The sequence below is a fragment of the Achromobacter sp. JD-1 genome (assembly GCF_038594925.1).
In the GTDB taxonomy this organism is placed as follows: domain Bacteria; phylum Pseudomonadota; class Gammaproteobacteria; order Burkholderiales; family Burkholderiaceae_B; genus Achromobacter; species Achromobacter spanius_C.
Map to the genome: position 1 here is coordinate 209243 of NZ_JBCGCS010000011.1, position 11531 is coordinate 220773.

Genomic DNA, 11531 nt, shown 5'->3' on the forward strand with positions numbered 1-11531 from the left:
GAAACCGATGGCATTCAAACCGGTTTACGTCGTTGACGGCGCCCGCACACCCTTCCTGAAAGCCCGCACCGGGCCAGGTCCCTTTTCAGCGGGCGACCTGGCGGTGCAGGCCGGCCGCGCCCTGTTGCTGCGCCAGCCCTATGCCCCCACCGATCTGGACGAAGTCATCGTGGGCTGCGCCGCGCCCTCGCCCGATGAAGTCAACATCGGCCGCGTGATTGCATTGCGCCTGGGCTGCGGCAACCAAGTGCCCGGCTGGACGGTCATGCGCAATTGCGCATCCGGCATGCAGGCGCTGGATTCCGCCATTGCCAACATCCAGAGCGGCCGTTCGCAACTGGTGCTGGCGGGCGGCACGGATGCGTTGTCGCGCGCACCGCTGTTGTTTTCGGACGATATGGTGCGCTGGCTGTCCGGCTGGTATGCGGCGCGCGGCGTGGGCGCCAAGCTGGCGGCCTTGCGCGGCTTCAAACTGAAAAACCTGACGCCGGTCATCGGCCTGCTCAAGGGCCTGACGGACCCGGTGGTGGGCCTGTCAATGGGCCAGACCGCGGAAAACGTGGCCACCCGTTTCGGCATCGACCGCGCCGCCATGGACGCTTACGCGGCCAGCAGCCACCAGCGCGTGCTGGCCGCGCGTGCCGCGGGCGCGCTGGACGAAATCACCCTGCTGATCGATGCACAAGGCAAGCTGTATCCCGACGACGACGGCGTGCGCGAAGACTCCACGCCCGACAGGCTGGCCAGGCTCAAACCCGTGTTTGACAAGCCCTGGGGCAACATCACGGCGGGCAACAGTTCGCAGGTGACCGACGGCGCGGCCATGCTGGTACTGGCTTCCGAAGAGGCCGTGGCCAAATGGAACCTGCGCCCCCTGGGCCGCATTGTCGACAGCCAATGGGCCGGCCTGGACCCCGCGCAGATGGGCTTGGGCCCCGTGCATGCCGCCACCCCCATCCTGCAACGCCACGGCCTGGGCTTGAACGACCTGGACTTGTGGGAAATCAACGAAGCGTTTGCCGCGCAGGTGCTGGGCTGCCTGGCCGCGTGGCGCGACGAGGCCTATTGCCAGGAACATTTCGGGACGCCGGCATGGGGCTCGCTGGACCCCGCCAGGCTCAACGTGGACGGCGGCGCCATTGCCATCGGGCACCCGGTGGGCGCATCCGGCGCGCGCATCGTGCTGCACCTGCTTGACGCGCTGAAGCGCCGAGGCGCCAAGCGCGGCATGGCGGCCATCTGCATCGGTGGCGGCCAAGGCGGCGCGATGCTGGTTGAAACCCTGGACGAGGACCGCCCATGACGACCCTGGACACGCTTTCCCACTGGCGCCTGGACCGCGACACCGACGGCCTGGCATGGCTGACCTTCGACCGCGCCGGTAGCGCCGTGAATGCGTTGTCGGCCGACACCATGGCCGAACTGGCCGTGGTGCTGGACGCGTTGGATGCCGCCCCGCCCAAGGGGCTGATCATCCAGTCCGGCAAGGCCACGGGCTTTATCGTGGGCGCCGACGTCAACGAATTCGCCGAGCTGAACACACCGGAACAAGCGCGCGGGCTGGTGGCGCGAGGCTGGAACCTGTTCAACCGCCTGGCCGCTGTGCGCTATCCCACGCTGGCCCTGATCCAGGGGCATTGCCTGGGCGGCGGCCTGGAGCTGGCGCTGGCTTGCCGCTACCGGCTGGTGGCCGACCAGCCCGGCACCTCGCTGGCGCTGCCGGAGGTCATGCTGGGCATCTTCCCGGGCTGGGGCGGCATGCTGCGCCTGCCGCAAGTCATCGGCGCGCCCGCCGCGTTGGACATGATGTTGACCGGACGTGGCGCGGATGCCCGTCGCGCCGCCGCGCTGGGCCTGGCCGACGCGCGCGTGCCGACGCGCTTGCTGCAGGCCGCCGCGCGCCAGACCGTGCTGTCGAAAAAACCGCCACGCCGTGCGCGCGGGCTGGGCGGCTGGCTGAACCACTGGCCGTTCAAATCCCTGGTCGCCCAGCGTGCGCGCAAGCAGATCGCTGATAAAGATCCGCTGGGGCACTACCCCGCCGCACCCGCCATCGTCACACTATGGGAAAAGCATGGCGGCAACGCCTTGCAGGCCCCAGAGCTGATCGACCGCATCATTTCGTCAGACACCGCGCGCAACCTGCTGCGTGTGTTCCGCCTTCAAGAACGGCTAAAGGCCAACGGCAAGCAGCCCGGCGTGGCGCCCGCGCGCCATGTGCACGTGGTGGGCGCGGGCACGATGGGCGGCGACATCGCGGCGTGGTGCGCGCTCAAGGGCATGACGGTGACCTTGCAAGACCAGGACATGGCGCACATCGCGCCCGCCATCAAGCGCGCTGCCGCGCTGTACACGCGCCGCTTGAAAGACACCCGCCTGGCGCGCGCCGCGCTGGATCGCCTGATTCCCGACCCCGCGGGCGGTGGCGTGCCGCGCGCCGACATCATCATCGAAGCCATCAGCGAACAGGCCGACGCCAAACGCGCACTGTATGCCTCGCTGGAACCCCGCATGAAGGCCGATGCGCTGCTGGCCACCAACACGTCCAGCCTGTCGCTGGAAACGCTGCGCGCCGGGCTGGCGCGGCCCGAGCGGCTGGTGGGCATCCACTTCTTCAACCCGGTGGCAAAGATGCCGCTGGTGGAAGTGGTGCACGCAGACGGCGACAAGCATGCAATGAGCGACGCCACCGCGCGCGCCTGCGCCTTCGTAGGCCAGATCGACAAGTTGGCGCTTCCTGTCAAGAGCGCGCCGGGATTCCTCGTGAACGCCGTGCTGGCGCCCTATATGCTGCAAGCCATGCGCAGCGTGGATGAAGGCCTGGCGCCGGAAACCGTCGACGCCGCCATGGTGGCCTTCGGCATGCCGATGGGGCCGCTGGAACTGGCCGACACCGTGGGGCTGGATATCGCCCGCGCGGCGGGCGAAACCCTGGCGGACGGCGCCGAGCCGCCCCGCTGCCTGGCAGATCGGTTGGCGCGCGGCGACCTTGGCAAGAAAAGCGGCCAGGGCTTCTACACCTGGCGCGACGGCAAGCCGGTTAAAGCAGCGAAGGGAAAGACCGCCCGGGGCAAGGCCAACGACGAGCCCGCCGCCGCCCCCGATGGCCTGGCGCAGCGCCTGATCCAACCCTTGGTGGACGCCACCCGGCAGCGCGTGGAAGACGGCGTGGTTGCCGATGCCGACCTGGCCGATGCCGGCGTCATTTTTGGAACGGGGTTCGCGCCATTCACGGGCGGACCCTTGCATTACCAGGGCAGCAATGCCTGGCACCGCAGTAGAACGGCTCATGCCGATTAGACCGGCCCAACAGACAGACCGGCAGTGCAATAGAGGCAATTATCCAACTCGAGGAGGCAGTACCATGCGCAGACGTTCATTGTCCCTGAGCACCTTGTCGGCCATCGTGGTCGGCCTGGGCGCGTCCGCAACGTCCTACGCCGCCGGTTTTCAGCTCTTGGAGCAGAATGCCAGCGGCCTGGGCAACGCTTACGCAGGCTCGGCGGCAAATCCGGAAAACGCGAGCATCATCTACTACAACCCGGCGGGCATGACGTATCTGCCGGGCGTCAACGTATCGGGCGGTGTCAATTTCATCAAGCCGTCGTTCAAGTTCAAGGACAACGGCGACAGCCGCAACCCCACCGCTCCCGGCTTGCCGGGTTCGGGGCTAAACGGCTCGGTGCCCACGGGCGGCAACGGTGGCGACGCGGGCAACCTGGGCGTGGTACCCAACCTTTACGCCTCTTGGCAGTTGAATGAGCAGTGGTACATCGGCCTGGGCATCGGCGCCCCCTTCGGCCTGATGACCGAATACGACGACGGCTGGGTGGGCCAGTACCACTCCAACAAGTTCGAGATCAAGACCATCAACGTGAACCCCTCGATTGCCTACAAGGTGAACGAGAAATTCTCGATGGGCTTCGGCCTGAACTGGCAGCACATCGACGCCAACTACAAGAAGAAAACGGTGGTGCCGATTGCCGGCCTGCCAGTCGCCACCAACGGCGACGCCGACCTGAACCTGAAGGGCGACGCCTGGGGCTGGAACGTCGGCTTCATGCTGCAACCCACGGAAGACACCCGCATCGGCCTGTCGTACCGTTCAAAGATCAAGCACACCGCCAAGGGCGATACCGACATCACCAACATCGGCCCCACCGGGCAATCGGTGTCGTTCGACGCCAAGGCCTCGGTGGACCTGCCGGATACGCTGATCCTGAGCGCCGCGCATCAATTGAACGAACGCTGGGAACTGCTGGGCGACGTGTCGTGGACGGGTTGGAGCAGCATTCCCGAGCTGAAAATCCGTAACTCCGGCCCGGGCGCGCGCGACGATGAACTGCCCCTGAACTTCCGCGACACCTGGCGCATCGCCGTGGGCGCGAACTACAAGTTCGCCCCGGCCTGGAAGTGGAAATTCGGCTTGGCGTATGACCAGTCGCCAGTCCACAACGAAGCCGACCGCCCCACGTCCCTGCCCGATAACAATCGCTACTGGTTCTCGACCGGCGTACAGTGGGAAGCCACCAAGAGCACCACACTGGACCTGGGCTACACCTATCTGTACCTGCGCGACACGGACATCGACACCACGTCCGGCAGCGCGGCGACCAAGGGCCGCGTAGCAGGCACCTATAACAGCAACGCCCACATCGTCGGCCTGCAACTGACGTCCCGCTTCTAGGCTTGCACGGGCGGGCGGCCGCGCGCCGCCCCCCCGTTTTTTGAAGGAGATTCCCCTTGAGCAAGTTCGTCGTCAAACACGTTGCCGTCCTGGGCGCCGGCGTCATGGGCGCGCAGATCGCCGCCCACCTGGCCAATGCCGGCGTGCCCGTCACGCTGTTCGACCTGGCCGCATCCGAAGGCGACCGCAACGGCATCGTCAACAAGGCCCTGGCCGGCCTGAAAAAGCTGGAACCCGCACCGCTGGCCGGCGCGGCCCGCATCGCCCTGATCACCCCCGCGAACTACGACGACCACCTGGACGCGCTGCGCGGCTGCGACCTGGTCATCGAAGCCATCGCCGAACGCATGGACTGGAAGACGGCGCTTTACGAGCGCATTGCCCCGCATGTGTCGCCCGACGCCATCGTTGCGTCCAACACGTCCGGCCTGTCGATCGACGCGCTGGCCAACGCCCTGCCCGCAAGCCTGCGTGAGCGCTTCTGCGGCATCCATTTCTTCAACCCGCCGCGCTACATGCGGCTGGTGGAAATCATCGCCACATCACATACGCAACTGGTCGTGCTGGACCAGTTGGAAACCTGGCTCACGTCCACGCTGGGCAAGGGCGTGATCCGCGCGCTGGACACGCCCAACTTCGTGGCCAACCGCATCGGCGTGTTCTCCATCCTGGCCGCCATGCATCACACCGCGCGCCTGGGGTTGGGCTTTGACGAAGTCGACGCGCTGACCGGTCCGAAGATCGGCCGCCCCAAGAGCGCCACCTATCGCACGGCCGATGTGGTCGGCCTGGACACCTTGGCCCACGTGGTGGGCACCATGGAAAAGAACCTGCCCGATGACCCCTGGCACCGCTACTTCGCGCTGCCGGCATGGCTGTCGGCCCTGATCCAGAAAGGCGCGCTGGGCCAGAAGACCGGTGCGGGCGTCTACCGCAAGCAAGGCCGAGACATCCTGGTGCTGGACCTGAAGGCGCAAGACTACGTGCCCAGCGCCGGCAAGCTGGCCGATGAGGTCGCCGCTCTCTTGAAGGAACGCAACCCCGCCAAGCGCTTTGCCGCGCTGCGCGCCAGCGAGCACCCGCAGGCGCAGTTCCTGTGGAGCCTGTTCCGCGACATCTTCCACTACAGCGCCGTGCAGCTTGAACACGTGGCCGACAACGCGCGCGACCTGGACCTGGCCATGCGCTGGGGCTTCGGCTGGGCGCAAGGCCCGTTTGAAACCTGGCAGGCCGCAGGCTGGCAGGACATTGCCGCCGCCGTAGCTGAAGACATCGCCGCCGGCCGCGCCATGAGCAACGCGCCCCTGCCCGCCTGGGTGCAGGAATCTGACCGCCAGGGCGTGCATGCGCCGCAGGGCTCGTATTCCGCGCGCACCGGCACCTTGCATCCGCGTTCTTCATTGCCGGTGTATCGCCGCCAGTTGTTCCCCGAGCGTGTCTTCGGTGAAGGCCCGGACGACCGTGGCGTCACCGTGTGGGAAAACGAAGGCGTGCGCTTGTGGAACCTGCCGGACGTGGATGCGGGCATCGCCATCCTGTCCGTCACGTCGAAGAACCACACGCTGGGCGGCGAAGTATTGGAAGGCGTGCTGCAAGCCGTGGCGCGCGCCGAACGTGATTTCGACGGCCTGGTCATCTGGCATGAACCGCCCTTTGCCGTGGGCGCCAACTTGCAGCAAGTGGTGCAGGCGTGCGCCGAGGGCCAGTTCGACATGCTGGAAGCCATGGTCGAAAAATTCCAGCGCGCGTCGCAGTCGTTCAAGTATGCGCAGATTCCCACCGTGGCCGCCGTGCAGGGCATGGCGCTGGGCGGGGGCTGCGAATTCCTGATGCACGCGTCGCACCGCGTGCTGGCATTGGAAAGCTATATCGGCCTGGTGGAAGCGGGCGTCGGACTGATTCCCGCAGGTGGCGGCAGCAAGGAATTCGCTGGCCGCGCGGCCGCGCTGGCGGCCAAGACCGCCACACCGGGCGAAGTCTTCCCGTACCTGCAACCCGTCTTCCAGACCATCGCCATGGCGCAGGTGGCCAAGAGCGCGCTGGAAGCGATCGACGCGGGCTTCGCGCGCGAACACGACATCGTGCTGTTCCACCCGGACGAGCTGCTGTATGTGGCCATCGGCCAGGCTCGGGCCGCGGCCCAGGCCGGCTACACGCCACCGCCGCGCCTGTCGAACATTCCGGTAGCGGGCAGGAACGGCATCGCCAACTTCGAGATGGTGCTGGTCAATATGCGCGAAGGCGGCATGATCAGCGCGCACGATTACCGCGTGGCGCGCAGCGCCGCCGTGGCCCTGTGCGGCGGCGAGGTCGAAACCGGCACGAAGGTGGACGAAGAATGGCTGTTGGCGGTTGAGCGCCGCGAATTCGTTGCGCTCTTGCGCACGCCTGAAACCCAGGCCCGCATCCGCCACACGCTGGAAACCGGCAAGCCGTTGCGCAACTGAGGAAAGCATCATGACCAAGCAGATACAAGACGCCTACATCGTCGCCGCCACGCGCCTGCCGGTGGGCAAGCGCAACGGCGCCTACATCACCACGCGCCCCGACGACATGCTGGCCGCCGCGCTGAACGGCGCGCTGGCGCAAGTGCCGGCGCTGGACACCGCGCGCATCGAAGACGTGATTGCCGGCTGCGCCATGCCGGAAGCCGAACAAGGCATGAACGTGGCGCGCATCGGCCTGCTGCTGGCGGGCCTGCCGCAAAGCGTGGCGGGCGTGACCGTCAACCGCTTCTGCGCATCGGGCTTGCAGGCGGTGGCGGACGCCGCCGCGCGCATCCGCATGGGCGAGGCCGACATCATGATCGGCGCGGGCACCGAATCCATGAGCGCCATGCCGCAGATCATGGGCAACAAGGTGTCGATGAACCCCGAGATCTTCGCCCACGACGAAAACATCGGCATGGCCTTCGGCATGGGGTTGACCGGTGAAAAAGTGGCTGAACGCTGGAAGGTGTCGCGAGAAGACCAGGACGCCTTCGCGCTGGCTTCGCACCAGAAGGCCTGCGCCGCGATCGCGGCCGGCCATTTCCGCGCAGAAACCACGCCGTATGAAGTGGTGTCGCACTTGCCGGACGGCGCCAGCGGCGCGGTGCGCGTGGTGCGCCGCCTGGTGGAAGTGGACGAAGGCCCGCGCCCGGACAGCAGCGCCGAAGCCTTGGCGCGGCTACGTCCCGTGTTCTCGACGCGCGGCAGCGTCACGGCCGGCAATAGCTCGCAGATGTCCGACGGCGCGGCCGCCGTGGTGCTGGTGTCCGACCGCATCCTGCGCGAATTCAACCTGAGCCCGCTGGCGCGCTTCGTCAGCTTCGCGGTGGCCGGCGTGCCGCCCGAGGTGATGGGCATCGGCCCCGTGGCGGCCATCCCCAAGGTGCTGGAACGCGCCGGCATCACGCAAGACGCGCTGGACTGGATCGAGCTGAACGAGGCCTTCGCGGCCCAATCGCTGGCGGTGATCCGCGAACTGAAGCTGGACCCCACCAAGGTCAACCCGCTGGGCGGCGCCATCGCGTTGGGCCACCCACTGGGCGCCACCGGCGCGATCCGCACGGCCACCATCACGCACGGCCTGCGCCGCACGGGCGGCAAGTACGGGTTGGTCACCATGTGCATTGGCACCGGCATGGGCGCGGCCGGGCTGTTCGAAGCGATGTGATGTCTGGCGCAATCCTGCAAACCCTTCCCGCGACATAAGCCGGCATGCCCAGCATGAAGCCCTATTGGTTCAAGAACCTGTCGCCAGCATGGCGCGCGCGCCTGATGCGGGTGGGCTTCAACCTGCATCCGGCGTTTCGCGCCACCGGCGGCCGCGTGATGCATGTGTCGCCGGACTTCCTGCACATCCGCATCAAGCTGCCGCTGTTGCGGCGCACGCGCAATATCGTGGGCTCGATGTACGGCGGGTCGCTGTTCGCGGTGACGGACGGCGCCCACCCCACCATGCTGATGTCGGCGCTCGGCCCGGACCACATCGTGTGGGACAAGGCGGCGTCCATCCGCTTTCGCAAACCCGCCTACACGACCTTGTATGCCGACTTCCGGCTGCCGCCCGGAGAAATCGCCGACATACGCGATGTGCTCGCGCGCGACCACGAAACCACCCGCTCCTACACGGTGGAATTGAAGGACAAGGACGGCGTGGTCTACGCCGTGGTGGAACGCACCATCTATATCGCGGACAAGAAGTTCTACAAGCGAAAGAACACAGGAGGAGACTCATGCAACGCATCTCTGGAGGGCGATACACCGCCCTGAGCCTGATCCTTGCCGCCAGCCTGGCGCTGGGCCCCGCGTTCGCCGCCGACATGGAGGTTGGCGGCCAGCGCGTGCCCGAACACCTGAGCGAGGGCGGCCGCACGCTGGTGCTCAACGGCGCGGGCCTGCGCACGAGATTCGTCGTGAAGGTCTACGTGGCCGCGCTGTACGTCACCACGAAAAGCCACGATGCGTCGGTGCTGATCAACAGCACGGAACCCCGTCGCATCCGCCTGCAACTGCTGCGAGACGTGGACAGCGAGAGCCTTGACGACGCCCTGCAGGAAGGCCTGCGCGACAATACGCCGCCGCCGGAACTGGCAAGGCTTAAGGCATCCACCGAACGCCTCAAGAGCCTGGTGGCCGATCTGGGCATTGCCCGCGAGGGCGATGTGGTCGACCTGGACTTTGACGCCCGTGGCGTTGCCGTGACCCACAACGGCAAGCCACGCGGCCGCGTCGACGGCCCCGATTTCGCCCGCGCCTTGCTCCGCGTCTGGCTGGGCGACAAGCCCGCGCAGACTTCCCTGAAGACGGCCCTGTTGGGCAACTAGGCGGAACCGCACACAATGGAACGAATCTGGCACAAGAGCTATCCCGCGGGCGTACCCGCGGAAATCGAGATAGACGGGGTGACCACACTGGTCTCGGTCGTGCGGGAAAGTTGCCGCCGCTATGCGGACAAGACCGCGTACCTGAGCATGGGCAAAGCGATCAGCTACGCCGAACTGGACGAATTGACGCGCGACTTCGCCGCCTGGCTGCACGCCCAGGGCCTGGGTAAAGGCGACCGCGTTGCGCTCATGATGCCCAACCTGCTGCAATACCCCATTTGCCTGTTCGGCGCCTTGCGCGCTGGCTGCGTCGTGGTCAACTGCAACCCGCTCTACACCCCGCACGAGCTTGAACACCAGTTGGTGGACTCGGGCGCGCGCGCCATCGTGGTGGCGGACAACTTCGCGGCCACCGTGGAAAAGGCACTGACCGCTGCCGGGCAAGGCAGCACGGTCAAACATGTACTGGTGACGTCCATCGGCGAAATGCTGGGTCCGCTTAAAGGCCGGCTGGTGGATTTCGTCATCCGCCGCGTCAAGCGCATGGTGCCGGCGTGGTCCTTGCCGCACCATGTGCGCCTGGGCGATGCGTTGCGCGCGGGCCGGCAGGTGCCGTTTGCCGAAGTGCCGCTGAACCAACGCGATCTGGCCTGCCTGCAATACACGGGCGGGACCACCGGCGTGGCAAAGGCCGCGATGCTGACGCACGGCAATCTGGTGACAAACGTGAACCAGGCTCATGCCTGGATCAGGCCGCTGGTCACAGACGGCGAAGAGTGCATCGTGACGGCCTTGCCGCTGTATCACATCTTTGCGCTGACAGCGAACTGCCTGACGTTCATGAAGATCGGCGCCAGCAACCTGCTGATCATCAACCCGCGTGACATTGCCGGGCTGATCAAGGAAATGAGCCAGGTGCCATTTTCGGCATTCACCGGCGTCAATACCTTGTTCAACGCGCTGCTGAATCATCCCGATTTCGCCAAGCTGGATTTTTCGCGCCTGCGCCTGACAATGGGCGGAGGCATGGCGGTACAGCGTGCCGTGGCCGAGCGTTGGCGCGCGGTCACGGGCAAGCCGCTGGCGCAGGCCTACGGGCTGACCGAGACGTCACCCGCCGTCACCGTCAACCCGCTGGACGTCAAGGTATTCACCGGGTCCATCGGCTTGCCCGTGCCATCCACCGACATTTCCATCCGCGACGATGACGGCGTGGAACTGGGTGTAGGGGAAACGGGGGAAATCTGCGTGCGCGGTCCCCAGGTCACCCAGGGCTACTGGAACCGCCCCGACGAAACCGCGCTGGTGATGACCCCTGACGGCTATCTGCGCACGGGCGACGTCGGCTACGTGGACCAGGACGGCTATGTGTTCCTGATCGACCGCAAGAAAGACATGATCCTGGTGTCGGGCTTCAACGTGTATCCCAACGAAGTCGAGGACGCCGCCGCGCTGCACCCCGGCGTGCGCGAAGTGGCCGCGGTGGGGGTGCCGGACGAACGCTCGGGCGAAGTGGTCAAGCTATATGTGATCCGCAAGGACCCCGAGCTGGATGCCGAAACGTTGATCGCCCATTGCCGCACGCACCTGACGGGCTACAAGGTGCCGCGCCAGGTGGAATTCCGCGATGATTTGCCGCGCACCAACGTGGGCAAGATCCTGCGGCGGGAATTGAAACCCGACGCTGCCCCGCAAGTGGAAAAGCAAAGCGCCGGCCAGGGTTGAAACCCCCCACGGCTTTTGCGCCAGCCGTAGCAGTAGGATGGGTGGAGCGCGGCAAGGCAACAAAAAGAACGAAACCGCCGATCGCGCGAAACCCATCAAGCAGCACCCCTATTCTTCCGCAGCCTTCCCACACAGCAACCATTGCAAGATGGGTTCCGCGCGATCGGCGTTGTGGGTTCTGGGCATGACCGTGCCGCGCTGCACCCATCCTACGGGCGCCGCGCCATGCCATGTAGGTTCTATGGTTTGGCGCAAGCCTGGCTGGCCATAAAGAGGTTTACATCGAAGGGTTTGCGCGATTTCCATACG

Annotated in this window: 9 protein-coding genes; 8 read left to right on the plus strand and 1 reads right to left on the minus strand. The window is 66.3% G+C overall.

All coding sequences use genetic code 11. From position 1 onward, the window contains the following. Window positions 1-7: 7 nt before the first annotated feature. The 8 genes from WBR68_RS18660 (at window position 8) to WBR68_RS18695 (ending at window position 11222) form a co-directional block, all read left to right on the plus strand. Window positions 8-1303, plus strand: a complete 1296-nt coding sequence (locus WBR68_RS18660; protein WP_230694949.1) for an acetyl-CoA C-acetyltransferase — start codon at window positions 8-10, stop codon at window positions 1301-1303. Beyond that, window positions 1300-3300, plus strand: coding sequence for a 3-hydroxyacyl-CoA dehydrogenase NAD-binding domain-containing protein (locus tag WBR68_RS18665; RefSeq protein ID WP_230694950.1), 2001 nt, complete (start codon window positions 1300-1302; stop codon window positions 3298-3300). The genes WBR68_RS18660 and WBR68_RS18665 overlap by 4 nt, the downstream gene beginning before the upstream one ends. Window positions 3301-3364: 64 nt before the next feature. After that, a complete protein-coding gene (locus tag WBR68_RS18670) occupies window positions 3365-4687 on the plus strand; it encodes an OmpP1/FadL family transporter (RefSeq protein WP_050448689.1) in 1323 nt (440 codons plus the stop codon). A gap of 56 nt (window positions 4688-4743) precedes the next feature. Next, a complete protein-coding gene (locus tag WBR68_RS18675; RefSeq protein WP_230694951.1) occupies window positions 4744-7134 on the plus strand; it encodes a 3-hydroxyacyl-CoA dehydrogenase/enoyl-CoA hydratase family protein in 2391 nt (796 codons plus the stop codon). Between the two features lie 10 nt (window positions 7135-7144). After that, a complete protein-coding gene (locus tag WBR68_RS18680; RefSeq protein ID WP_127185174.1) occupies window positions 7145-8344 on the plus strand; it encodes an acetyl-CoA C-acyltransferase in 1200 nt (399 codons plus the stop codon). Window positions 8345-8397: 53 nt separating this feature from the next. Next, on the plus strand, window positions 8398-8943 hold the full coding sequence (locus tag WBR68_RS18685) for a DUF4442 domain-containing protein (protein ID WP_050448704.1): 546 nt from the start codon (window positions 8398-8400) through the stop codon (window positions 8941-8943). Then, window positions 8907-9497: a chalcone isomerase family protein gene (locus tag WBR68_RS18690; protein ID WP_127185175.1), complete on the plus strand. Its 591-nt coding sequence runs from the start codon at window positions 8907-8909 to the stop codon at window positions 9495-9497. The genes WBR68_RS18685 and WBR68_RS18690 overlap by 37 nt, the downstream gene beginning before the upstream one ends. A gap of 15 nt (window positions 9498-9512) precedes the next feature. Then, window positions 9513-11222 carry an AMP-binding protein gene (locus WBR68_RS18695; protein ID WP_230694952.1) on the plus strand — a complete coding sequence of 570 codons (1710 nt, stop codon included), beginning with the start codon at window positions 9513-9515 and terminating at the stop codon, window positions 11220-11222. Between the two features lie 108 nt (window positions 11223-11330). Here the strand turns inward: WBR68_RS18695 and WBR68_RS18700 are convergent. After that, window positions 11331-11531 (minus strand): hypothetical protein (locus tag WBR68_RS18700; protein WP_230694953.1); only part of this gene is annotated, 201 nt, incomplete at its 5' end.

What these genes read in the sequence shown, in the direction of transcription:
- WBR68_RS18660 (WP_230694949.1), top strand. Translation starts at nt 8, where the DNA reads ATGGCATTCAAACCGGTTTACGTCGTTGACGGCGCCCGCACACCCTTC.
- WBR68_RS18665 (WP_230694950.1), top strand. Translation starts at nt 1,300, where the DNA reads ATGACGACCCTGGACACGCTTTCCCACTGGCGCCTGGACCGCGACACC.
- WBR68_RS18670 (WP_050448689.1), top strand. Translation starts at nt 3,365, where the DNA reads ATGCGCAGACGTTCATTGTCCCTGAGCACCTTGTCGGCCATCGTGGTC.
- WBR68_RS18680 (WP_127185174.1), top strand. Translation starts at nt 7,145, where the DNA reads ATGACCAAGCAGATACAAGACGCCTACATCGTCGCCGCCACGCGCCTG.
- WBR68_RS18685 (WP_050448704.1), top strand. Translation starts at nt 8,398, where the DNA reads ATGAAGCCCTATTGGTTCAAGAACCTGTCGCCAGCATGGCGCGCGCGC.
- WBR68_RS18690 (WP_127185175.1), top strand. Translation starts at nt 8,907, where the DNA reads ATGCAACGCATCTCTGGAGGGCGATACACCGCCCTGAGCCTGATCCTT.
- WBR68_RS18695 (WP_230694952.1), top strand. Translation starts at nt 9,513, where the DNA reads ATGGAACGAATCTGGCACAAGAGCTATCCCGCGGGCGTACCCGCGGAA.